Consider the following 21,278-nt stretch of genomic DNA (forward strand, 5'->3'; position numbering starts at 1 on the left):
GCTGGGCAGACCAGCGGATGCCCCACACCCACCCACCGGCCAACCCCCCACGAACCTCCGAAACGATCACACTCGCATCGGCCGGTGGATTCGGGCTGAGACGCACACCGGCTCCCCTGGACAGCCCGGCCCGGCGGTCCCCCGCTCAGTCCCTGGACCGGCGCGGAACAGGCGTTCACCTCGGCGACCGGCGGCGAGGCCCGCCCGCGGGACCTGCACGTGACGATCGCCGCGCTGCTCGTCGCGCACGGCTGCAACGTTGGCTACACCCCGGGCCGGCTCCTGGTGTCAATGCGGCGTGACCTTGCCTGCTGGCTGATCACTTCGCCTGGGAGAGCGAGACCGCGTCGGGGCCCGCGGGGAATCGCAGCTGGCCCGTCGTGTCGTGCACGGCTCGCCATACTGTCTCGGCGACGTCGCTCTCCTTGGTGAACAGGTCCTGGCCCGTGAAGTCGCCCATGGCCTTCTTCGCCCATGGCGCGTAGGGCGCCGGGACCAGCTCGTCCAGCGAGGCGCCCTTCGTCGCGTTGGCCGCGAAGTTCGTCGTCAGGCAGGCGCCCGGCTCGACCGTCTTGGCCTGCACACCGAAGGGCGCGAGCTCGAGCGCGAGGGATGCGGTGAACCCCTCGATGGCCATCTTGCTTGCCTTGTAGACGGCCGAGAGCGGCATGTGGCCCAGCACCACGCTGGAGGTCACGTTGACCACCACGCCGGAGCCGCGCTCGCGGAACTGGGGCAGCACCGCCTGCGTCGTCGCCATCACGCCGAACGTGTTGGTTTCGAAGACTTCCCGCACTCGGGCCATGGGGGTGCCCTCGAACACGCTGATCGACGGGACGCCCGCGTTGTTGACCAGGACGTCGATGGGCCCGGCCGCCTCGAACGCGGCGGTGATGGTCTGGGGCTTGGTCACGTCGAGCTCGACGACGCGGAGCCGGTCCGACTCGGGCAGGACGCCCGCGCGCGGCGTCCGCATCGTGGCGATGACGTTCCACCCCTGCGAGTGGAAGTACAGGGCGGTCTCCCGTCCGTATCCGGATGAGGCACCAGTGATCAGAACTGTCTTCATGCGGTGATCCTTGCGATGTAGTGGGATCCGCGAATGGACAGGCATTTTCCTGCCCCGCGGAAGAACCGGTGATCCCATTGAATCGCTCTGACCTGCTGGAATAGTAGAACTATTGTCGCTTCGTCTTGCACGATCCTCCCTCACGGTCCGGCCGCTCAAGGAAGGACGCCTGCAGTGCTTCGCAGGCGGGCCGCGTCCCGGCTCGGGGGTGCGCCGAACTGGCGGCGGTACTCGCGGCTGAACTGCGACGGGTTGTCGTAGCCGACGCGGTGGCCGACTCCGGTGACGTCGCCCGGGTGGGTGGCGAGCAGCAGCCGGGCCTCCTGGAGCCGGATCTGTTTCTGGAACTGGATGGGGCTCATCGCGGTCACCGCCTGGAAGTTGCGGTAGAACGCGGAGACGCTCATCCCGGACAGCCGTGCCACGTCCGCGACCCGGAAGGGCTCGGCGTAGTGCTCGCGGATCCAGCGCACGGCCCGGGCGACATGGCTGAGGCCGCTGTCGGCGAGGCCGAGCTGGCGCACCGTCGCGCCCTGCTCGCCGGTGATCAGGCGCCACAGGATCTCGCGTTTGACCAGCGGGGCCAGTACGGCGCGGTCGCTGGGCTCGTCGAGCAGGCGCAGTAGCCGGACCACCGCGTCGAGCAACGCGGGCGGGGCGTCGCTGACGACGATCCCCGACGGAGTGCCTCCGGCGGGGCGGGGGATGTCGCCGGGACCGGCTTGCAGTAGCAGTTCGGCGACGGCGGACGGTTCCAGCGTGAGGCCGAAGCCGAGGGCCGGCTGCTCGGGGGCGGCCTGGGTGAACTGTCCGGTGACGGGCAGGTCGACGGATGCGACCAGGTACTGCCCGGCGCCGTACGCGTAGACCCGGTCGCCCAGCGCGAGGCGTTTGGCGCCCTGGGCGATGACTGCGAGCACCGTGCCGGACATCGAGGGCGCCGGCGGATCCGGCCGGTCGACCTTGGAGATGAGGACGCCGTCGATGGCGGTGGTCCAGTCGGGCCGGGCATGCCGGGCCAGCAGGGTGCGGAGCTCTTCGAGGTGCATGCGTCCATTGCAGCACTGTTCTGTGCTGAAATTCCCGTACCCGCGAGGATCGTGCAAGTACCAGCGAGCATCGTTCTAACGTTTACGCAGGTCACGGCGATTGAATGGAATCACCGCACTCCATCAACGCAGAAAAAGGCCTCCATGATTGCCACGTACGGTTTCAACGCCACGCTGACCGCCAGGCCCGGAATGGGCGACCGGCTCGTCGACCTGCTGCTGACCGGCCTGCACGAGGGCAGCCCCGGCGCGAGCGAGTACTGCGTGGTCTACCTCGTCTCCCGTTCCGCGTCCGCCCCCGACGTCGTCCACGTCACCGAGGGCTGGACCAGCGAGGAGGACCACCAGCGGATCTTCGCCGGCGAGGCCGCCCAGGCCATCGTGGCGCAGATCGGCGGACTGCTGGCCAAGGAGTCCGAGTACACCGACTACGTGCCGGTCCGCGGCAAGGCCGCCTTCTGACCCGCCGAACACCCCGCACCCCAGCCTCTGCCGCCTCGGTGCCCGCCGAGGCGACCCCCGTCCTCGCCCGACCGTCCGCCACCACCCATGAAAGGCACGACCATGACCACGGCACGCCCCTCCCTCGACCCCGAACTGCATGAACTCCTGGCCGACATGCCACTGATGTCCCAGCTCAGCCCGGAAGTGCTGGCGCAGGTACGCCCCTTCTCCTCGATGCCCGTCGAACCCCTCCTGGAAGGTCGCGCGATCGACCGGCGCGAGGTCACCGCCGCGAGTCCGGACGGCACCCCGATCCCCTTGTCCGTCTTCAGCCCCGCGAACACCGATCGCGCCACCGCCGCCCCCTGCGTCTACTGGATGCACGGCGGCGGGATGGTCATGGGCGACCGCTTCTCACAGATCGACATCCCGTTGGAGTGGTTCGACGAGTTCGGCGCCGTCGTGGTCTCCGTCGACTACCGGCTCGCGCCCGAGTCCACCGGTGTCATCCCGGTCGACGACTGCTACCAGGGACTGCGCTGGATCGCCGAACACTCCGAAGAACTGGGCATCGACCCCGCCCGGATCATCGTCGCAGGCGCCAGCGCGGGCGGCGGCCTCGCCGCCGGCGTCACCCTGCTGGCCCGCGACCTCGGCACCCCGACGATCGCCGCCCAAGTCCTGATCGGCCCCATGCTCGACCACCGCAACACCACCGCCTCCAGCCTCCAGTACTCGAACGGGCCCGGCGTCTGGACCCGCGAGATGAACGGATTCGGATGGCGCTGCCTCCTCGGCGACCTCACCGACGACGAGGTACCCGCATACGTCTCACCCGCCCTGGCCGACGACCTCGCGGGCCTGCCGACCACCTACATCGACACCGGCTCCGCCGAAGTCTTCCGCGACGAGGACACCGACTACGCCACCCGCATCTGGGCGGCCGGCGGCCAGGCCGAACTCCACGTCTGGGCAGGCGGGTTCCACGGATTCGACGCCCTGTACCCGCAGGCGCACATCTCGGCCACAGCCCGCCGAACCCGCACTGACTGGCTCGCCCGACTCCTGCCCACGAACCCCGCCGCATAGGGGAAGTCGACGAGTTTCGGTCAACGTCCCCCGGGCCGCCCGCGCTGCCACGTCTGCCGCTACGGGGCGCCGAGCAGTTGGGTGCGGAGCGCGGCGGAGCCGGTCTCGGTGAGCCAGTCCGTGAACGTGCGCAGTCCGGGGTGGATGACCCGCAGGGCCTCGATGTCGGCGTGCCAGCGGTGTCCGGTGTCCCACTGCCGGCGGATCTCGGCGAAGCCGGGGTTCAGTGCGGTCGCTTCGTCGTGGGTGAGTTGCTCGTAGCGCACGGCGATTCCGGTCGCGGCGGTGATCGCGGCGGCGGCTTCGACCGGTGTGGGGGCGTCGCCGGCGAGTTCCAGGGTGCGTCCGGCGAAACGGTCCGGCTGTTCGAAGGCCAGGGCCGCGAATTCGGCGATGTCTTCCAGGGCGATGATTTGGAGGGGCTGGTTCGGCGTGAAGAGGTGCCGGTGGACGCCATTGACGATGCCGTCGAGGGCGAGGCCGTTCATGCCGAGGTAGTTGGTCATGAAGCGGACCGGCCGCAGGACGGTCACCAGCGGGATCCGCTCGTGCAGGTACTCCTCGATGCGCCGCTTCCCGGGTGCGGCGAACGCCGCGCCGGAGGTCGAGGCGACGCCGGTGAACACCGCTTGGCGGATGCCGGTGGCGGCTGCCGCGTCGGCGAGAGCCCGGCCGCGGGTGAACTCCAGTTCGTCGTCGCTGCCTGACGGTCCGTAGGCGACCGGCGGCACGGCGAACAGTGCGGTGGCGCCGGCCAGCGCCGGTTCGAGGCCGGCCGGATCGTCGAAGTCCGCGACGGCCAGTTCGGCCCCGGCGTCCGCGAGCGCGACGGCGGCGGGTGCGGTGCGGTCCCGTACCAGCGCGCGCACGGGCCGGCCGGCGGCCAGCAGGCGGCGGGCGGTCGCGCCGCCCTGCTTCCCGGTGGCGCCGGTCACGGCAACGACGCCCCGAACGGTTTCGGTGGTCATGCGGTCCTCCCTCTCGCCCGGGCCCGGTTGCGGATGGGTGTGCTCGGCCCGAGCTATCTGAGACACTCCAACCCGGTTGACTCCGAGGGCACAAGGGGTTTCGTGACATGACCGCAGTGATCGACGGCGGCGACCGGGCCGACGCCCGCCGCAATCGGGCGAAGGTGCTGTCCGCCGCCGGGGAGGCGTTCGCCGAGCACGGGCTCGACGTCCCGCTCGGCGACATCGCCCGCCTGGCCGGTGTCGGCGCGGGCACCGTGTACCGGCATTTCCCGAGCAAGCAGGCCCTCCTGGAGGCGGTACACGCCCAGCACCTGAGCGACCTGATCGCCTCCGGGGAGCGGCGGCTGGCCCAACTCCCGCCCACCGAGGCATTCTTCGGGTTCCTGCTGGAGGTCGTCGAGACGTCCCAGCGGCGCGGACCGGTCTGCGACCTGGTGACCGCCGACCCGAGCTGGCCGCGCCCGGTGCTCACGGCGGCCGTGCAGCGGTTCCGCCAGGTGCTGACCGCCCTGCTCCACGCCGCCCAGCGGGCGGGCGGCGCCCGTCCCGACCTCGACCCCGAGGGCGTCGCCTCGTTCGCCGTCGGGTGCACCGCGATGCTCGCCGCGCGCCGCGACCGCCAGGCCGGCCTCGCTCTCGTCCGGCTCGCCCTGGACGGTCTGCGGCCGTCCACGTTCGTCACGGAACACCCGCCTTTTCGTGACGGACTGAACGCCCGCTGCGAGGAGTGCGGCACCGCACTCACGCCCCGCCCCACCGGCCGCCCGCCGCGCTACTGCGGAGCCACCTGCCGCCAACGGGCCCACCGCCGCCGCCCGGCCGGCTGACCGAGTGCCACAATCGCGCACTCACCCACGCCGCGTCCCCGTTACCCGGGCCCGGTCGAGTACGCCGCGCCGGGTGCCGCCCTCACGATCGGTCAGCGCTGAGCGTAGGCTCCCCCACCGCCGGTTCGAGCAGCGACAGCGTCCGCCGCTCCGCGTCGAGGCCGACGCGAATGCCCACCGGCATCGGCAGGTTCGGACCGGCGTGGCCGAAGTCGACGTTGCCCAGGACCGGGATGTCACGGTCGCCGAGGACGTCGAGGACGATCTCGCGCAGGGTCGGGGACGCGCCGGGCTCGAGTCCGCCGATCTCGCGCGGGACGCCCACGACCATGCCGGAGATCCGGTCGAGGATGCCGCTGTGCCGCATCACCTGCAGGTAGCTCCACACGTACGAGGCCAGGCCGCCGAACTCCTCCCAGAACAGCACCGCACCGTCGAACCGTTGGGGCGGCAGCGCGAACGGCGTTGCCTGCGCCAGCACGATGCGGTTGATCACCCCGCCGATCAGTCGGCCTTCGGCACGACCCGGCCGCCAGCACTCCCAGGACGGGCTCGCGGGCAGCGCACCGACCGCCCCGGTCCCGGTCAGTAGGTCGAAGTAGAGCTTCTCGAGTTCCGCCTGGCGCGCCACGGACGCGGACGGCCAGCAGCCACCGAAGCCGGGGACGGCCATGTCGGCGTGGAACCCGACCAGACCGGTGCGCGCGTGGAGCACCAGGTGCAGGAGCGAGATGTCGCTGTAGCCGAGGATCGGCTTCGGGTCGGCCCGGATCGCCTCGATGTCGATCAGGTCGAGGTAGCCGAGCGCCGTCTGACCGCCGTCGCTCGCGACGATCGCGCGCACCTCGGGATCGCGCAGCAGACCGTTGAGCTCCCCGGCGATCTCCGCCGGCGTGGCCGCGCTCCACCAGCGACGGCGGCCCACTTCGAGCAGCGGAGCCCGGCGCACGCGGAATCCCATCCGCTCGAACACCGCCACCGTCCGCTCGACGTTGGGTTCGTGGGCGGCGGGCAGCGGACCGGACAGCGCGGCGATGACGACGAGATCTCCGGGCCTCAGCGCGCGCGGCCGAAGCAGGTGAGGCAGTACGGAAACAGTCACGGCGTCAGTGTCACCGATGCCGTGGGGCAGGGTCACCCGACTTTCGCCATCGGGCCGGGCCTAAAATCCCGCCGTGACAAAGGACTTGAAGTGCACCCACTGCGGGAATCCCGGACTCGACCAGGGCTTCATCGAGGACACCGGCGAGCACAGCCGCGGCGACGCCCGCTGGATCGCGGGCCCACTGGAACGCGGCCTGTTCGGCGGAGCCAAGCGAATGGGCCGCACCCGCTTCCAGATCGACGCCTTCCGCTGCCCCCAGTGCGGCCACCTGGAGCTGTTCGCCAGCCAGCAGCTCGGCTAGGACTCGTCCGACTCGGGCACCGGCCGCCGCCGTTCGCCCTCCGGCGTGAAGGTGAACGACTCCAGGAACGGCCCCTCGCCGAAGCGCACCGCCAGCAGCAGCGGCTGTTCGTACGGCGGGGGCCACTGCCCTGCCTCGCCGTTGCCCAGGTGGAAGGACACCATCGGCAGCCGGGGGTCCGCGCCGAGGTAGCCGAGCGTCTTGCCGTACAGCGGGTTGGTCCCGCCGACCAGCACCGACGGCGGCCCGAACTCCGCCGTCACCTCCGGCCAGGTCCGGTCCTCCCGCGCCCATGCGCGGGCCCGGCCCGTCAGCGCCGCGTACTCGTCCTCCGTGAGCACCCGGTCCGGCTCCAACCAGCCGCAGCGGTGCGCGAATTCGGCGTACACCGAGGAGGCCGCATATTGCTCGTCCTGCCCGGGGAGCACCTCCCGGAACGCGCCGACAACGCCTCGGCACGTCCAGACGCCCCGGGTCTCCCATTCCCGCTGCTGCCGGGTGAGTTCCTCGGGCCTGCGCTCGACGAACAGCAGGTGGTCGATCATCATCCGAAGGACGCTCTCGCCCCCGTAAATCATGATCCGGCGGAGCGCAAGGTTGGTCCGCTCCACCAGGTGGGCGTGGATCTCTTCGACGGTGGCGCGCGGGCCGGGAGCTGGCATCCCCGCAGTCTTCCCTACCGCGGCGGCTGCGACGAGCCCCCGGCACCGATCTCGGCCAGGTCGTCCGCCAGGTCCGCCAGGGTCAGTTCGGGGTTGAGGGCGGCCACCAGGTCGTCCGTCAGCGGCTCGCCGGCGAAGACGGCGCGGACGGCCGCCAGGTCGATCTCCTCCTCCAGGTAGTCCTCGGCGTGCGCGTGGTACGCCTCCGGCCGACGGTCCGTCAGCAGCGCGAACAGGCCGTCCGCGCCGTCGGGATCGGCCCCGGCCGGGAAGTCGATCGTGCCGTGCCGCCACGCCGGGTCGGTGCTCTCGCGCCACAGGCAGGCCGTCACCGCGGGGGTGCCGTTCTCGTCGCTGAACGCCGGTTCGGCGACCTGCGCGGCGAACGCGGCGGGTACCTCGCCCAGCACGCCGGGCCACACCTCGTGGTCCTCGTCGCGGTACGGGCTCATCTCCGTCTCGTGCGCGAACCCGCGCACGTACGCGCCGGCGGGGCCGAACACGATCGAGTACTCGTCGCCGCTGCCGTCCCGCATCGAGGCCATCTCCTCACCGGCCGCCGCGCCCCACCGCGCGTCGTAGCTGAAGTACCGGTCGTGCCAGACGGGCAGCAGGATCGCGTCCAGCACCGCCAAGGTCCGGCAGTGGTCCTGGAGTTCGGCGATCCCGGGCAGCGACGCAGCGACGCGCTCAACAGTCATACCGTCATCCAAGCAGGTCACACCCACACTCCACCCCGCACCGCCTGGCCCGAAAACCACATGCCCAGGGCCGCCGGCGCACAGCACAATGCCGCATGCTGATCGATCACTGGCCCGTACTGGGCCTGCGTCTGAGGACGCCCCGGCTGGAACTCCGGCTGCCCGGGGACGCGGAGTTGGCCGCACTGGCGGCGCTCGCGGCGGACGGCATCCACGAACCCGACCGCATGCCCTTCATGGTCCCGTGGACGGACCTGCCGCCCGCCGAGCGGGCCCGCGCGGTGGTGCAGCACCACTGGCGGCGGCTCGGCTCGTGGGCGCCGGACGACTGGGCGCTCAACCTCACCGTGCTCGCGGACGGGCAGGTGGTGGGCCTGCAGACCGTCGCCGCACGGAACTTCGGCGTGCTGCGGCAGGTGAGCACCGGATCGTGGCTGGGCGCGCGGTACCAGGGGCAGGGCATCGGCACCGAGATGCGCGCGGCCGTCCTGCACCTGGCCTTCGCGGGCCTGGGCGCCGACGAGGCGGTCTCGGCCGCGTTCGCGGACAACCCCGCCTCGTCCGCCGTCTCCCGCAAGCACGGCTACCGGCCGGACGGCGTCGAGCACGTCGTGGTGCGCGGCCGCCGGGTGACGTCCCACCGGTACCGGCTGACCCGCGCCGACTGGGAGGCCGGCCGCACCACACCCGTCACGATCGACGGCCTCGCGCCCTGCCTCCCCCTCTTCGGCCTGCCCGCCGCGGAACGCTAGGCCCCGCCCTCGCCCCCGCAGGAGGTGCGGACCTTCAGGGTGGGGAGCAGTTCGACGTGGTACGCGGGCAGGCCGGCTCCGCCGTCGAGGCGGCGGAGCAGGATTTCGAGGGCGGTGGCGCCGACGGACTTCTTGGGCGGGGCGACGGCGGTGAGCGGGGGTGCGGCGAGGGCGGCGAAGACGTCGTCGTAGGAGATCAGCGCGACGTCCTCGGGGACGCGCAGGCCGCGGATCCGCAGCAGGGGCGGGAGTTGGATGGCGTCCTGGTCGTTGTGGACGAGGACGGCGCGGACGCCGTCGGCGACGGCTTCGGCGATCTGCTGGGCGACCCATTCGGGGTCGGGGACGCCGGCGGGGGTGCCGGGGCGGTGCATGTCGATGACGGGGCGGGTGCGCAGGCCGAGCAGCGGGCCGGCTTCGGCGTAGCCGGTGCGGACCTGGTGGGCCGTCCAGGTGTCGGCGCGGGCGGCGAGCAGCACGGTGTCGTGGCCGAGGGTGGCGAGGTGGCGCAGGGCGAGCAGGACGCCGTGGCGGTGGTCGGAGCCGACCGCGTCGAGTTCGGCGGCGGCGCTGCCGGGGTCGGCCTTGCGTTCCACCAGGACGGCGGGGACGGGGAGTTCGGCGAGCCAGTGGTGGTCGCCGGGGTGGTGCGGCGGGTCTCCGGGCTGCCAGTTGGGGGTGAGCAGCAGGCCGTCGACGCCGGATTCGAGCAGGCGCTCGACCTGGGCGCGGTCGTCGCGGGCCTCGTAGGCGGCGATGCCGAGGACGAGTCGGGCGCCGGCGGTGGCGGCGGCGGCGCGGGCGCCGGCGATCACTTCGTCGAAGTAGGAGCCGACGGTGGGGACGAGCATGCCGATGACCCGGTCGTGGTGGCCGGGGCGGGCGTTCGGGCCGCTGTCGGGGAGGGCGACGGAGCCGTGCGAGCGGGCGAGTTCGCCCGCGTCGGCGAGGGCGGCGACGTCCCGGCGGACGGTGACCGCGGGGATGCCGAGGCGGGCGGCCAGGTCGACCACCCGGACGGTGCCGAGGTCGCGCACGACCTGCAGGATCCGCGTCCGGCGTTCGTCTGCCGTGACGGTCATGGCGTCCCCTCCTGGTTCGGGCCGCGGCCCGGGCGGGCCGCGATGGCAGTTGCCGCGACCGGTGCGACGACAACTACCCGATCAATTTTTATCATTCGATCGCCATTCGATCGAAAGGTCTGAATGTATTGACTCGATCACATGGTCAACCTACGGTGCCGGAACGGGCGCCCCATCCCACCCTCCATTCTCGGGAGTCCCAACGATGCTCCTGCACCGTTCCCTCCGGCGTGCCCTGCCGCTGGCACTGGCCGCCGCCACCCTCCTGACCCCCGCGCTGCCGGCAGCCACCGCGGACGCCGCCACCGGCACCGCGTGGTACCTGGACTGTTCGGCCGCCAACAACGGCTCGGGCAGCCAGGCCGCCCCGTGGAACAGCCTCGCCTCCGCCAATGCGCACCTCTTCCAGCCCGGTGACCAGTTGCTGCTCAAGCGCGGCGCGACCTGCACCGGCACCCTGCGGCCGCAGGGCTCCGGAACGGCCGGCGCGCCGATCATCCTGGCGGGCTACGGTACCGGCACCGCCCGCCCGGTGGTGGCCGGCGACCCGGCGAGCAGCCAGAACGCGGCCGTCCACCTCTACAACGTGGAGCAGTGGGAGATCCGCGACCTGGAGATCACCTTCCGGGACACCGCCGCCACCAAGCGGGAGCGCAACGGCCTGCTGGTGGAGATCGCCGACCTGCCGAGCGGTGTCGGCACCCACTACCTGGTGGACGACGTGTACGTGCACGACGTCAACGGCGATGCCACCAAGTGGTCGAACGGCATCCAGTTCCGGGTCTCCGGCACCACCACGCCGACCAACTTCGACGACGTCACGGTGCAGAACTCGCAGATCGCACACGTCGACCGGGAGGGGCTGACCAACCGCTCGACCTGGATGTGCCGGCCCAGCTACGGCACCGGCGACGGCTGCGGCACCACCGACAACTGGCGGGCCAGCACCCGGCTGGTGTTCCGCGGCAACACCATCCAGGACACCGGCGGCGACGGCATCGTGGTGCGGGCCGCCGACCACGCGCTGGTCGAGCACAACACCGCCTTCGACCTGGCGATGCGCCCGATGGGCTCCAACGCCGGGATCTGGACCATCAATTCGGACTTCACGACGGTCCAGTACAACGAGGTGCACCATGTGCGCCGGCTCTCCGACAACAACGACGGCATGGCCTTCGATTCGGACTACGGCAACAACGGGGCGCTGTTCCAGTACAACTCCAGCCACGACAACCAGGGCGGCTTCATGTTGTTCTGCGGCGCCTGCGGGGCGGGCTCGTCCTCGACCGGCACGGTGGTGCGGAACAATCTGAGCCGGGCCGACCAGAGCCGCTGGCTGTTCGCGGTCGGTGAGAAGAACGCCCGGATGTACAACAACACCGTGTACCTGCCGGCCGGTTCGACCACGCCGATCATCCAGCAGGGCTCCGGGACCTCGACCACCGCGCTGAGCGGCAACCTCTTCTACAACCTGGGCAGCGGCGGCTACACCGGCTTCGGCACCAGCACCTACAAGCCCGGCGACTTCAGCTGGGACGCCAACGCCTTCTTCGGCACCCACCCGGCCAACGAGCCGGCCGACGCCCGGAAGGTGACGGCCGACCCGCAGCCGGCGAACCCGGGCGGCGCCGACCCGGCCGACTACCGGTTGGGCGCCGCCTCCCCGGCCCGGGGCGCGGGCGCCGTCGTCCCCGCCAATGGCGGGCAGGACTTCTTCGGCGCCCCGGTGCCGCAGGTGTGCCGCCCCGACATCGGCTTCCAGCAGGCCAGTGCCTTCGACGACGCGGGCTGCAGCGCGCCCGACCCCGTCCGCAACGGCGGTTTCGAGGCCGGGACGCTCGCCCCGTGGACGTACTACGGCGGCGTGCAGCTGGACACCGCCAACCTGCACAGCGGCAGCGCCGCCGTCCGGGTCGGACCCGCGCAGGCCGCCGCCGAGCAGGTGATCGCCGTACATCCCAACACCAGCTACCGGCTGACCGGTTGGGGCCGGGTGTCGGCGGCCGGCACCGAACTGTCGCTGGGCGCCAAGGAGTACGACACCGCCGGCTCCAGCAACCGGGCGGCGTTCACCGCGACGGGCTGGAGCCAGGGCTCGGCCGTCTTCACCACCGGCCCGACCGCCACCACCGCGCGCATCTACTGCTACGCGCGCACCGGCAGCGGCTACGGCTGGTGCGACGACGTGACCGTCACCAAGGCCTGACGCCGCAGGAAGCAGCTCAGCGCGGATCCACCGCGTGGAGCTCACCCCCGTCCCACTCCAGCCAGCGGGTGATGCCGATCTCCCGCAGGAACGGATAATCGTGGCTGGCGACGACCAGCGCGCCCCGGTAGCCCGCGAGGGCCTGGGTGAGCTGGCGGACGCTGGCCAGATCCAGGTTGTTGGTCGGCTCGTCGAGCAGCAGCAGCTGCGGCGGCGGGTCGGCCAGCAGCAGAGCCGCCAGCGTCGCCCGGAAGCGCTCTCCGCCGGAGAGCGTGCCGGCCGGCTGATCGGCCCGGGCGCCGCGGAACAGGAACCGGGCGAGCCTGGCCCGGATGTCGTTGTCGGTGGCGGCCGGGGCGTGCGCCTTCACGTTCCGGAAGACGGTGGCTTCGTCGTCCAGCACGTCGAGGCGCTGCGGCAGGTACCGCATCGGCACCGGCGTGGTGATCATGCCCTCGGTGGGGGCGAGTTCGCCCGCGACGGTGCGCAGCAGCGTGGTCTTGCCGGAGCCGTTGCGGCCGATCAGGGCGACCCGCTCGGGGCCGCGCAGCTCCAGGTCGACCGCGCCACCGTAGGCCAGCCGCACCCGTTCGAGCAGCAGCACGCTGCGCCCGGCGGGGACGGCCGTGCGGGGCAGGTCGATGCGGATCTCCGCGTCGTCCCGGACCGCCTCCTCCGCGGTGGCGAGCCGCTCCTTGGCCTCGTTGAGGCGTTCGGTGTGCATGCCGCGCAGACGGCCGGCGGTCTCCTCCCCCTTGCCCTGGAGCTTGTCGGCCAGGGCCTTGGGGTCGTTGCGCCGCACCGAGCGGGCCTTGCCGTAGGCCGCGGACTTGGCCAGCCGCTGACTGGCCTCGACCAGATCCCGCTTCTGCCGCTTCACATCGGCCTCCGCGTTGCGGACCAGGCGCTCGGCGGTCTCCTGCTCGGCCGCCAGGGTCTCCTGGTAGGCGCTGAAGTTGCCGCCGTACCAGGTGACTTCGCCGTCCCGCAGGTCGGCGATCTGGTCGACCCGCTCCAGCAGCTCCCGGTCGTGGCTGACCAGCAGCAGCACGCCCGGAAAGGCCGTCACGGCGTCGTACAGCCGGGCCCGGGCCTGGGCGTCCAGGTTGTTGGTGGGCTCGTCGAGCAGCAGCACGTCGGGGCGGCGCAGCAGCAGGGCCGCCAGGTGCAGCAGAACGGCCTGGCCACCGGAGAGTTCGCCGGTGGTGCGGTCGAGGTGCAGCCCCGTCAGGCCGAGCCGGTCGAGGGTGGCGCGGGCGCGCTCCTCGACGTCCCAGTCGTCGCCGACGGCGGTGAAGTGCCGCTCGTCGACGTCTCCCGACTCGATGGCGTGCAGGGCCTCGCGCTTGGCCCGGATGCCGAGCGTCTCGTCCACCCGCTGCTCGGACGCGACCGTCAGGTCCTGTGGCAGGTAGGCGAGTTCACCGGCGATCCGGACGGTGCCGGAGGCCGGGGTGAGCTCGCCCGCGATCAGCCGCAGCAGGGTGGACTTGCCGGCGCCGTTCAGGCCGACCAGCCCGGTGCGGCCGGGGCCGACCGCGAGATGGAAACCGCTCAGCACAGGGCGGCCGTCGGGCCATTCGAAGCCGAGGTCGGTGCAGAGGATCGAGGTGGTGGGTTGCGCCATGGAGGGCCTCCGTCAGTTGCCGTGGGAAAGGGGACAACACGGGGAGACACCGAGGACGCGGCTGCGAGAAGGGCCGTCACGGGAAAGCAAAAACCCGCACGGGAGCCATGGATCGCTGCCCAGCCGAGGTCGCACTCGCGTCCGCACACCAGGAAACCCGGAAACAACACGGGTGTGGCGTGGCGCGGTGTCTCATGACCTCAGACAAGCAACGGCCTTCTCCAGACATGCGGGAATGTGACGCCTCCGAGCGTACGGAACCCCCGCCGCCGGATGCAACGGAATTAACTCCCGGTGTCGTACGCCCCACATCCGGCCCGGCCGGGAGCGCTTCGCTCTCCGTCTAAAATCGACTCATCATGACTGCCACTCTCGTCGTCAAGGACCTCGCCGCCGGCCACGGTGAGCGCACGCTGTTTGCCGGGCTGGACCTGGTCGTCGCCCCCGGGGACGTGATCGGGCTCGTCGGGGTGAACGGCGCGGGCAAGTCCACGCTGTTGCGGCTGCTGGCCGGGCTGGACGCGCCGGAGGGCGGCAGCCTGAAGCTGAGCCCGCCGACGGCGAATGTCGGGCACCTGCCGCAGGAGCCGGAGCGGCGGGAGGGCGAGTCGGTGCGCGACTTCCTGGCCCGCCGGACGGGCGTCGCGGCGGCGCAGGCCGCGCTGGACGAGGCGACCGAGGGTCTGGTGGAGGGCCGTCCGGGCGCGGACGACGCGTACGCGGTGAGCCTGGACCGCTGGCTCGACCTGGGCGGCGCGGACCTGGACGAGCGCGCCGAGGAGGTCGCCGACCAGCTGGGGCTGAAGGTTTCGCTGGACCTGCCGATGACGGCGCTGTCCGGTGGCCAGGCGGCCCGCGCGGGTCTGGCCTCGTTGCTGCTGTCCCGCTACGACGTGTTCCTGCTGGACGAGCCCACCAACGACCTGGACCTGGACGGCCTGGAGCGCCTGGAGTCGTTCGTCAAGGGCCTGCGCGCGGGCACCGTGCTGATCAGCCACGACCGCGAGTTCCTGGCCCGCACCGTGACCCGGGTGCTCGAGCTGGATCTGCACCAGCACCAGGTGAACCTGTACGGCGGCGGCTACGAGTCGTACCTGGAGGAGCGGGCGATCTCCCGCCGGCACGCCCGCGAGCAGTACGAGGAGTACGCGGACACCAAGGCCGGTCTGGAGGCGCGCGCGCAGATGCAGCGCAACTGGATGGACAACGGCGTCCGCAACGCCCGGCGCAAGGGCGGCGACAACGACAAGAAGGCCCGTGCGCAGCGCGCCGAGTCCAGCGAGAAGCAGGCCGCGAAGGCCCGCCAGACGCAGCGGATGATCGAGCGGCTGGACGTGGTGGAGGAGCCCCGCAAGGAGTGGGAGCTGCGGATGGAGATCGCCGCCGCGCCGCGTTCCGGTTCGGTGGTGGCGACGCTCCGGCAGGCGTCGGTCAAGCGCGGCGATTTCGTGTTCGGCCCGGTGGATCTGCAGATCGACTGGGCGGACCGGGTGGCGATCACCGGCGCGAACGGCGCGGGCAAGTCGACGCTGCTGGCGGCGCTGCTGGGCCGGCTGGAGCTGGACTCGGGCAGTGCGGCGCTCGGTTCGGGCGTGCAGATCGGCGAGGTCGAGCAGGCCCGCGGCCACCTGTTCGGCGGCGACGCCGGGCGTCCGCTGCTGGAGGCGTTCTCCGCCGCCGTGCCGGACCTGAACCCGGAGGACGTCCGCACCCTGCTGGCCAAGTTCGGCCTGAAGGCGGTGCACGTGATGCGCCCGGCCGCGACGCTGTCGCCGGGCGAGCGGACCAGGGCGGCGCTGGCGCTGTTGCAGGCCCGCGGGGTGAACCTGCTGGTGCTGGACGAGCCGACGAACCACCTGGACCTGCCCGCCATCGAGCAGTTGGAGTCGGCGCTGGCCTCCTACACCGGCACGCTGCTGCTGGTCACCCACGACCGCCGGATGCTGGACACGGTGAAGGTGAACCGGCGGCTGGTGGTCGCGGACGGCCGGGTCACCGAGGCCTGACCGACAGGTCGTGGCAGCCCTGGCACAGCCCGGCACGGCCTGACCGACAGTTCTGGCACGGCCTGGCAAGTAATGGCAAGGCCGAGCCTTCCGCTGGGTACCTGTCATGTGCTGTGCTGTCGCCCATGGTTGACAGTGCATCCACCACCGAAGCGCCGTCCTTTCCGACGGTGCCCCTGCGTCCGATGAGTGTGCCTGCCGAGCAAGCGGCGGACCGCTGCCGGGACTTCCACGAGGTGATGGCGCAGCGCCGCACCGTCCGCGACTATTCGACCCGCCCGCTGCCCGAGGGCGTGCTGGAGTGGGCGATCCGTACGGCGGCGACGGCGCCCAGCGGCGCGCACGTGCAGCCATGGCGGTTCGTGGTGGTGACCGATCCGGAGTGCAAGCAGCGGCTGCGGGAGGCTGCCGAGGCGGAGGAGCGGGAGTTCTACGCGCACCGGGCGTCCGAGGAGTGGCTGACGGCGCTGGCCCCGATCGGCACCGACTGGCGCAAGCCGTTCCTGGAGGACGCACCCGCGGTGATCGTGGTGTTCGAGGTGCACAAGGGCCCCAACTCGCCGCGCCCGTACTACACGAAGGAGAGCGTGGGCATCGCCGTCGGCCTACTGCTGGCCTCGCTGCACCAGGCGGGCCTGGCGACGCTGACGCACACGCCGAGCCCGATGCGCTTCCTGAACGAGATCTGCGACCGTCCGCAGGAGGAGCGCGCCGCGTACGTGATCCCGGTCGGCTACCCGGCGGACGACGCCCGGGTGCCGGACCTGGAGCGCAAGCCGCTGGACGAGGTGCTGGTCCGGCTCTGACGGCGGGCGGCGTGCGGGCGAGGTCGGCGCTCCGGGCGTGCGCGACCCCGCCCCGGCCCGGGCGGTGAACAAGCCGTGTTGGTACGGAATATCGCTGGTCGGAGCGGTTGCGGATGACCCATACTCGCGATCATGAGTCATTCCACCGACGCTCCTGACACCGGTGCCTCCGAGCACACCGCGCACCCGCTGACCGCGGGCCGCCCGCCCGAGCTGCTGCCGATCGGCGGCGGCGCCCACCTGCGCCGCCGCCGGCTGGCCGATGCCGCCGCGCTGAACGCCGCGGTGCTGGCCAACCTCGACCACCTGCGCCCCTACATGCCGTGGGCCGCCAACGCGCCGACGCTGCCCGAGAGCGAGCAGCTCTCGGTGCGCGGCGAGCAGGTCTGGGACGAGGGCACCGACTTCATGTACCTGCTCGGCCTGGACGCCGAACCGGCCCTCGTGATCGGCGGCTTCGGCCTGCACGGCCGGCTCGGCCCGGGCGCGCTGGAGATCGGCTACTGGGTGCACCGCGAGCACACCGGCCGCGGCCTGGCCACCGCCGCTGCCCGCGCGCTCACCGAAGCCGCGCTCGCCCTGCCGGGCATCACCCGGGCGGAGATCCACTGCGACGAGTCGAACACCGCGAGCGCCGCCGTGCCGCGCAAGCTCGGCTACACGCTGGACCGGATCGACTCGGCGGCGCCGACCGCCCCGGCGGAGACCGGCCGCAAGATGATCTGGGTGACGGGCTCCTGACGCTCGCTCGGCAGTACTGACGGGGACGGACGGCGGCCGTCCCCGTTCGCGTTTTCCGGCCGCCGAAGTTCGCGTTTCCGACGCGCTTCCAACGCGCCCTCCGACCGCCGAAGAAAAGTTCCCCGGCGACCGTGACGTCTCAGCGCCGGGCGAGCCGTTCGATCAACGCCTGCCAGCCGTCGGCGAGCAGCGTGGGGAGGTCGCCCTGGCAGCTCTCGGCGCGCTGCTCGGCATCGGCCGGGTCCATCGCCAGGAACAGCAGCGGTGGGCCTTCGAGGGCGCTGGTGAGCTGGAAGGCGAGGGTGTCCAGGTCGGACAGGCCGAGCCCCGCCTGCCCGATCAGCATCCGGATGTGCGGCTGGGTGAACACCGGCCCGCCGGCCGGAACGGCGCCCTTGCGTTCGATCGCGGCGCGCGCGATGTCGTGCCGCGCCAGCAGGAACACCGTCCGCTCGCGGCCGTAGGCGATCAGCCGGTCGATCGGGTCGGCGCCGGGGCCGAGCGGCGGCGCGCCGGTCAGCACCTCGTTCTGGAAGCACCGTTCCTCGGCGTCCAGCAGGGCGCGGAAGATGCCGGCCCGGGTGCCGAAGCGGCGGAACACGGTGCCCTTGCCCAGGCCCGCCCGTTCGGCGAGCCCGTCCATGGTGACCTTCTCGGTGCCGAGCTCGGCGATCATCTCGCGGGCCGTGCACAGCAGCGCCTCGCGGTTGCGGGCCGCGTCCGCGCGCTCGACGGGGGGTTTGCCGAAGGGGACGTCCATGGCTGCCAATTTACCTTCCGAGCGAAACGGGGTAAAGTCCGTTTCATCGAAGCGGGGTAAAGTCCGGTTCGACGGGAGCGCCACCCCAGGGCGCCGCCCCCTGCCCTGCCTGCCCACGGCCGCCTCCCCGGCGGGCCGGAATCCGAGGAGAACTGTCATGCACCTGTTCCGCCTGGACGCCAGCATCATGCCCGCCACCTCGAGCAGCTCCGAACTGGCCGACACCGCCCACGCCGAGTGGACCGCCGCCCACCCGGAGAGCACCGTCACCCACCGGCACCTGGGCACCGACCCGCTGCCTGCCGACGCCTGGACCCACGCCGCCATCGCCGCCTTCACCCCCGCCGAACAGCACACCGACGAGCAGCGCGCCGCCGCCGAGCTCGGCAACCAGCTCGCCGACGAACTGCGCGCCGCGGACGCCGCGATCATCGCCGTCCCGCTGTACAACTGGGGCGTCTCGCAGCACTTCAAGACCTGGCTCGACGTGGTGATCGCCGGCGCCGGCCCGACCGCCCAGCTGCTCAAGGACAAGCCCGTCCTGCTCGTCACCTCCGCCGGCGGCGGCTTCGCCCCCGGCACCCCCCGCGAGGGCTGGGACCACTCCACCCCCTACCTGGAGCGCATCCTGCGCGACGTCTGGGGCGCCGACCTCACCGTGGTCCGCCGCGAACTCACCATGGCCGCCGTCAACCCCGCCATGGAAAGCCTCCGCGGCCTGGCCGCCGAGTACCACACCCAGGCCCTGGACGCCGCCCGCGACGCCGGCAAGCAGCTGGTCACCGCCCAGAACGCCGAAAACCGCCTGGTCACTGCCGCCTGACGCACCACCAACGCCCGGGCGCCGGAAGGGACTTCTCCCTCTCGGCGCCGGCCGCGTTCTCCGCTCCGCTCTGCCACCGGGAACAGGCAGCCTCACCCCAGCCGTCGGAGCCGACCCGAGCCCAAGTCCCGCCCCGGAAAACCGGAAAAGCAGTCGGCCCGGTCGGCGACACCGGGAAGAATGACCCGCATGCCTCCGCTCGACGCCGCGCCGCCGCCGGCCAGCCCCCCGGCCGCACCGCGAGCCCACCCCGAAGTCCGCGCGACAGCCGACGAGCCGGCCACCGCATCGGAGTGAGGGAGTGCCGTGCCGATCAAACTGTCGAACTGCACCTTCGGTTATCGCCGCGGCCTGCCGGTCATCGAGCGGTTGAGCATCTCCTTCGAACCCGGGGCGACGGTGCTGCTCGGGCCCAACGGCGCCGGGAAGTCGACGCTGCTGGGAATCGCCGCCACGGCGCTGAAACCGAAGGCCGGTGAAGTCCGGCTCGGTGACAGCACCACCTCCGTCCGGGCGTACCGGCGCAAGGTCGGCTGGCTCCCGCAGCAGGTCCGCCCGGTGGCCGGGCTCAAGGTCCGCGAGCAGGTCGCGTACGGCGGCTGGCTCAAGGGCATGAGCCGCGCCGCCGCCTGGGACGCCTCGGCCGCCGCCCTCGCCAAGGTCCGGCTGACCCAGCTCGCCGACCGCCGCGGCACCGAACTCTCCGGCGGCCAGCTCCGCCGCCTCGGCATCGCCCAGGCGCTGGTGCACGACGCGGAGGTGGTGCTGCTCGACGAGCCCACCGCCGGTCTCGACCCGGCGCAGCGCGCGGCCTTCCGCAGACTGCTCGCCGAACTCCAGGACACCGTCAGCTTCATCGTGTCGACCCACCAGACCGAGGACCTGGCCGCGAGTTACCGCAGCGTGGTCGTCCTCGACCAGGGGCAGGTCCGGTACCAGGGCTCCATCGGCGAGTTCCTCGACCGGGCGCCGGCCGCGGTGCCCGAGGAGCGCCGGGCCGAGGCCGCGTACGCCCGACTCGTCGTCGAGGAGGCCTGATGCGCTGGTCCACTCTCCTGCGCACCTCGATCGCGCTCCGGGTCGCGCCGGCGCTGCTGATCTGGGTGGTGGCGTACGTCGGCAACCTCAACGCCTGGGTGGTGCAGGGCTATTGGGAGTCGGTCACGGCCCAGAGCTCGTTCCTGCTGGGCTTCACCGCCCCGGCCTGCGCCGCGTGCGCCGCCTGGGAGGGCGCCCGGGTGAAGGCCTCCCGGGTGCTGGACGGAGCGCCCGTCAGGTCGGCGGCGGCGATCGCCGGCCGGCGGATGCTGCCGGTCCTTGCGATGGGCCTGATCGCCGTGCTGCTGCCGCTCGCGCTGCTGGCACCGGAGGCCGCCGGGTCGCCGGGCGGTCCGACGCTGTCGGTCCTGGGCACCGAACTGCTCGTCGTGGCGGCCCACACCGCCCTCGGGTACGCCGCCGGCCACGCACTGCCGACGCTGCTCGCGGTGCCGCTGGTCACCGTGACGAGCTTCGTGTGGATGGCCTACCCGGCCTCGCTGAACACGCCCTGGGTACGGCAGTTGAACGGTCACAACCTCGCCGAGTGCTGCGCGCTCGACCAGCAGGTGCCGTACCGGGCGCTCGCCGCGACCTGCCTGGTCGCCGTCGGCCTGATCGCCGGTGCCCTGCTCCGGCTCGCCGGTGCGGCCCGGCCGCTGCGGGCGGTCTCGGCCCTCGCGGTCGCGGCCGCGCTGGCCGCCGGGTCGCTGGTCGCGATGCCGCTCGGGACCCGGGCGTCGGTGGCCCGGGACGAGAGCCTGCTGCGCTGCGACTCCGGACGTCCGCAACTGTGCCTGTGGCCGGAGCAACGCAAGTCCGAGGCCGACATCCGCACCTGGGCGGACCAGGCGCACGCGCACCTCGCCGCCGCGGGCGTGCAGGACTCCGGCCGGCTGACCCTGCTCTCCGCGACCCCCTCGCGGGACGAGGTGATCAACGCGGTCGCCCACTCCGCCGTCACCCACACCGTGCCGGACTGCACCGGCAGTTGGCCGGGCTCCCGAGCCGTCGGACCGGTCGACGCCTGGCTGACGGCCAGCGCGGGCGGCAGGCTCCGCCAGGACGAGGCCCCGCTGGTCCGCCAACTCCTCGCGTCCCCGGCCGACGCCCAACTCGCCTGGTTCCAGCGCAATGCGGAGACCCTGACGTCCTGCGACCGGACGCCGGACCTGGACCCGGCCCACTACCTCGCCGACCCACCGGGACGGGGTTAGCC

At 72.3% G+C, this 21,278-nt stretch carries 21 protein-coding genes and 1 pseudogene; 13 read left to right on the plus strand and 9 right to left on the minus strand.

Annotated features, from left to right (window positions below; all coding sequences use genetic code 11):
• Positions 1 to 153 precede the first annotated feature (153 nt).
• Positions 154 to 273, plus strand: a pseudogene (locus ACIHEI_RS32295) (Tn3 family transposase); the annotation flags it as partial.
• A gap of 46 nt (positions 274 to 319) precedes the next feature.
• On the opposite strand, the gene ACIHEI_RS32300 reads toward ACIHEI_RS32295, so the two are convergent.
• Both ACIHEI_RS32300 and ACIHEI_RS32305 read right to left on the minus strand, forming a co-directional pair.
• Entirely contained in the window at positions 320 to 1,069 is a 750-nt protein-coding gene (locus ACIHEI_RS32300; RefSeq protein WP_396609189.1) for an SDR family oxidoreductase, read from the minus strand.
• A gap of 155 nt (positions 1,070 to 1,224) precedes the next feature.
• On the minus strand, positions 1,225 to 2,118 hold the full coding sequence (locus ACIHEI_RS32305) for an AraC family transcriptional regulator N-terminal domain-containing protein (RefSeq protein WP_387863684.1): 894 nt from the start codon (positions 2,116 to 2,118) through the stop codon (positions 1,225 to 1,227).
• Between the two features lie 144 nt (positions 2,119 to 2,262).
• Between ACIHEI_RS32305 and ACIHEI_RS32310 the strand changes: the two genes are divergently transcribed.
• Together ACIHEI_RS32310 and ACIHEI_RS32315 are read left to right on the plus strand one after the other, a co-directional pair.
• Complete coding sequence (locus tag ACIHEI_RS32310) at positions 2,263 to 2,580, plus strand: putative quinol monooxygenase (RefSeq protein ID WP_387645488.1); 318 nt, start codon at positions 2,263 to 2,265, stop codon at positions 2,578 to 2,580.
• Between the two features lie 102 nt (positions 2,581 to 2,682).
• Positions 2,683 to 3,651: an alpha/beta hydrolase gene (locus tag ACIHEI_RS32315; RefSeq protein ID WP_396609190.1), complete on the plus strand. Its 969-nt coding sequence runs from the start codon at positions 2,683 to 2,685 to the stop codon at positions 3,649 to 3,651.
• Between the two features lie 59 nt (positions 3,652 to 3,710).
• Here the strand turns inward: ACIHEI_RS32315 and ACIHEI_RS32320 are convergent, their stop codons facing one another.
• The gene (locus ACIHEI_RS32320; protein ID WP_396609191.1) at positions 3,711 to 4,619 is read right to left on the minus strand and encodes an NmrA family NAD(P)-binding protein; all 909 of its coding nucleotides are present in this window, start codon (positions 4,617 to 4,619) and stop codon (positions 3,711 to 3,713) included.
• A gap of 107 nt (positions 4,620 to 4,726) precedes the next feature.
• Here ACIHEI_RS32320 and ACIHEI_RS32325 point away from each other — a divergent pair, with 107 nt between their 5' ends.
• Complete coding sequence (locus tag ACIHEI_RS32325) at positions 4,727 to 5,449, plus strand: TetR/AcrR family transcriptional regulator (protein ID WP_396609192.1); 723 nt, start codon at positions 4,727 to 4,729, stop codon at positions 5,447 to 5,449.
• Between the two features lie 82 nt (positions 5,450 to 5,531).
• On the opposite strand, the gene ACIHEI_RS32330 is transcribed toward ACIHEI_RS32325, so the two are convergent.
• Complete coding sequence (locus ACIHEI_RS32330; protein WP_396609193.1) at positions 5,532 to 6,551, minus strand: LD-carboxypeptidase; 1,020 nt, start codon at positions 6,549 to 6,551, stop codon at positions 5,532 to 5,534.
• Between the two features lie 73 nt (positions 6,552 to 6,624).
• Between ACIHEI_RS32330 and ACIHEI_RS32335 the strand changes: the two genes are divergently transcribed.
• Positions 6,625 to 6,855: a hypothetical protein gene (locus ACIHEI_RS32335; protein WP_392948322.1), complete on the plus strand. Its 231-nt coding sequence runs from the start codon at positions 6,625 to 6,627 to the stop codon at positions 6,853 to 6,855.
• Here the strand turns inward: ACIHEI_RS32335 and ACIHEI_RS32340 are convergent.
• Entirely contained in the window at positions 6,852 to 7,517 is a 666-nt protein-coding gene (locus ACIHEI_RS32340) for a hypothetical protein (protein ID WP_396609194.1), read from the minus strand. The two genes, ACIHEI_RS32335 and ACIHEI_RS32340, sit on opposite strands and share 4 nt — an antisense overlap.
• A 14-nt stretch (positions 7,518 to 7,531) precedes the next feature.
• Entirely contained in the window at positions 7,532 to 8,218 is a 687-nt protein-coding gene (locus ACIHEI_RS32345; RefSeq protein ID WP_396609195.1) for a hypothetical protein, read from the minus strand.
• A 95-nt stretch (positions 8,219 to 8,313) separates the two neighbouring features.
• Here ACIHEI_RS32345 and ACIHEI_RS32350 point away from each other — a divergent pair, with 95 nt between their 5' ends.
• Positions 8,314 to 8,970 (plus strand): GNAT family N-acetyltransferase, encoded by a 657-nt coding sequence (locus tag ACIHEI_RS32350; protein WP_396609196.1) that lies wholly within the window; start codon positions 8,314 to 8,316, stop codon positions 8,968 to 8,970.
• Here ACIHEI_RS32350 and ACIHEI_RS32355 read toward each other — a convergent pair.
• A complete protein-coding gene (locus ACIHEI_RS32355; RefSeq protein WP_387863699.1) occupies positions 8,967 to 10,052 on the minus strand; it encodes a substrate-binding domain-containing protein in 1,086 nt (361 codons plus the stop codon). The genes ACIHEI_RS32350 and ACIHEI_RS32355 overlap by 4 nt on opposite strands.
• Positions 10,053 to 10,257: 205 nt before the next feature.
• Between ACIHEI_RS32355 and ACIHEI_RS32360 the strand changes: the two genes are divergently transcribed.
• Complete coding sequence (locus ACIHEI_RS32360; RefSeq protein ID WP_396609197.1) at positions 10,258 to 12,258, plus strand: carbohydrate binding domain-containing protein; 2,001 nt, start codon at positions 10,258 to 10,260, stop codon at positions 12,256 to 12,258.
• A 16-nt stretch (positions 12,259 to 12,274) separates the two neighbouring features.
• Here ACIHEI_RS32360 and ACIHEI_RS32365 read toward each other — a convergent pair whose 3' ends face one another.
• Positions 12,275 to 13,885: an ABC-F family ATP-binding cassette domain-containing protein gene (locus ACIHEI_RS32365; protein ID WP_396609198.1), complete on the minus strand. Its 1,611-nt coding sequence runs from the start codon at positions 13,883 to 13,885 to the stop codon at positions 12,275 to 12,277.
• A 359-nt stretch (positions 13,886 to 14,244) separates the two neighbouring features.
• On the opposite strand from ACIHEI_RS32365, the gene ACIHEI_RS32370 reads away from it, so the two are divergent.
• The 3 genes from ACIHEI_RS32370 (at position 14,245) to ACIHEI_RS32380 (ending at position 17,438) form a co-directional block, all read left to right on the plus strand.
• The gene (locus ACIHEI_RS32370) at positions 14,245 to 15,891 is read left to right on the plus strand and encodes an ABC-F family ATP-binding cassette domain-containing protein (RefSeq protein WP_387863711.1); all 1,647 of its coding nucleotides are present in this window, start codon (positions 14,245 to 14,247) and stop codon (positions 15,889 to 15,891) included.
• 125 nt (positions 15,892 to 16,016) lie between these two features.
• Complete coding sequence (locus ACIHEI_RS32375; RefSeq protein WP_396609199.1) at positions 16,017 to 16,697, plus strand: nitroreductase family protein; 681 nt, start codon at positions 16,017 to 16,019, stop codon at positions 16,695 to 16,697.
• Between the two features lie 132 nt (positions 16,698 to 16,829).
• On the plus strand, positions 16,830 to 17,438 hold the full coding sequence (locus ACIHEI_RS32380; RefSeq protein ID WP_396609200.1) for a GNAT family N-acetyltransferase: 609 nt from the start codon (positions 16,830 to 16,832) through the stop codon (positions 17,436 to 17,438).
• Between the two features lie 139 nt (positions 17,439 to 17,577).
• On the opposite strand, the gene ACIHEI_RS32385 is transcribed toward ACIHEI_RS32380, so the two are convergent.
• The gene (locus tag ACIHEI_RS32385) at positions 17,578 to 18,198 is read right to left on the minus strand and encodes a TetR/AcrR family transcriptional regulator (protein ID WP_387863716.1); all 621 of its coding nucleotides are present in this window, start codon (positions 18,196 to 18,198) and stop codon (positions 17,578 to 17,580) included.
• 157 nt (positions 18,199 to 18,355) lie between these two features.
• Between ACIHEI_RS32385 and ACIHEI_RS32390 the strand changes: the two genes are divergently transcribed.
• The 3 genes from ACIHEI_RS32390 (at position 18,356) to ACIHEI_RS32400 (ending at position 21,276) form a co-directional block, all read left to right on the plus strand.
• Positions 18,356 to 19,021, plus strand: a complete 666-nt coding sequence (locus ACIHEI_RS32390) for an FMN-dependent NADH-azoreductase (RefSeq protein ID WP_396609201.1) — start codon at positions 18,356 to 18,358, stop codon at positions 19,019 to 19,021.
• A gap of 306 nt (positions 19,022 to 19,327) precedes the next feature.
• Positions 19,328 to 20,059 carry an ATP-binding cassette domain-containing protein gene (locus ACIHEI_RS32395; protein ID WP_396609202.1) on the plus strand — a complete coding sequence of 244 codons (732 nt, stop codon included), beginning with the start codon at positions 19,328 to 19,330 and terminating at the stop codon, positions 20,057 to 20,059.
• Entirely contained in the window at positions 20,059 to 21,276 is a 1,218-nt protein-coding gene (locus ACIHEI_RS32400; protein ID WP_396609203.1) for a hypothetical protein, read from the plus strand. Before ACIHEI_RS32395 ends, ACIHEI_RS32400 begins: the two co-directional genes overlap by 1 nt.
• The last annotated feature ends 2 nt before the right edge of the window (positions 21,277 to 21,278 follow it).

The sequence above is a fragment of the Kitasatospora sp. NPDC051984 genome, from assembly GCF_044593455.1.
Lineage (GTDB): Bacteria > Actinomycetota > Actinomycetes > Streptomycetales > Streptomycetaceae > Kitasatospora.

Bases quoted from the DNA above. Each gene is read 5' to 3' on its own strand.
- ACIHEI_RS32355 (WP_387863699.1), bottom strand. From the start codon at position 10,052: ATGACCGTCACGGCAGACGAACGCCGGACGCGGATCCTGCAGGTCGTG.
- ACIHEI_RS32345 (WP_396609195.1), bottom strand. From the start codon at position 8,218: ATGACTGTTGAGCGCGTCGCTGCGTCGCTGCCCGGGATCGCCGAACTC.
- ACIHEI_RS32365 (WP_396609198.1), bottom strand. From the start codon at position 13,885: ATGGCGCAACCCACCACCTCGATCCTCTGCACCGACCTCGGCTTCGAA.
- ACIHEI_RS32320 (WP_396609191.1), bottom strand. From the start codon at position 4,619: ATGACCACCGAAACCGTTCGGGGCGTCGTTGCCGTGACCGGCGCCACC.
- ACIHEI_RS32300 (WP_396609189.1), bottom strand. From the start codon at position 1,069: ATGAAGACAGTTCTGATCACTGGTGCCTCATCCGGATACGGACGGGAG.
- ACIHEI_RS32400 (WP_396609203.1), top strand. From the start codon at position 20,059: ATGCGCTGGTCCACTCTCCTGCGCACCTCGATCGCGCTCCGGGTCGCG.
- ACIHEI_RS32380 (WP_396609200.1), top strand. From the start codon at position 16,830: ATGAGTCATTCCACCGACGCTCCTGACACCGGTGCCTCCGAGCACACC.
- ACIHEI_RS32325 (WP_396609192.1), top strand. From the start codon at position 4,727: ATGACCGCAGTGATCGACGGCGGCGACCGGGCCGACGCCCGCCGCAAT.
- ACIHEI_RS32370 (WP_387863711.1), top strand. From the start codon at position 14,245: ATGACTGCCACTCTCGTCGTCAAGGACCTCGCCGCCGGCCACGGTGAG.
- ACIHEI_RS32350 (WP_396609196.1), top strand. From the start codon at position 8,314: ATGCTGATCGATCACTGGCCCGTACTGGGCCTGCGTCTGAGGACGCCC.
- ACIHEI_RS32360 (WP_396609197.1), top strand. From the start codon at position 10,258: ATGCTCCTGCACCGTTCCCTCCGGCGTGCCCTGCCGCTGGCACTGGCC.
- ACIHEI_RS32310 (WP_387645488.1), top strand. From the start codon at position 2,263: ATGATTGCCACGTACGGTTTCAACGCCACGCTGACCGCCAGGCCCGGA.
- ACIHEI_RS32385 (WP_387863716.1), bottom strand. From the start codon at position 18,198: ATGGACGTCCCCTTCGGCAAACCCCCCGTCGAGCGCGCGGACGCGGCC.
- ACIHEI_RS32305 (WP_387863684.1), bottom strand. From the start codon at position 2,118: ATGCACCTCGAAGAGCTCCGCACCCTGCTGGCCCGGCATGCCCGGCCC.
- ACIHEI_RS32340 (WP_396609194.1), bottom strand. From the start codon at position 7,517: ATGCCAGCTCCCGGCCCGCGCGCCACCGTCGAAGAGATCCACGCCCAC.
- ACIHEI_RS32375 (WP_396609199.1), top strand. From the start codon at position 16,017: ATGGTTGACAGTGCATCCACCACCGAAGCGCCGTCCTTTCCGACGGTG.
- ACIHEI_RS32315 (WP_396609190.1), top strand. From the start codon at position 2,683: ATGACCACGGCACGCCCCTCCCTCGACCCCGAACTGCATGAACTCCTG.
- ACIHEI_RS32390 (WP_396609201.1), top strand. From the start codon at position 18,356: ATGCACCTGTTCCGCCTGGACGCCAGCATCATGCCCGCCACCTCGAGC.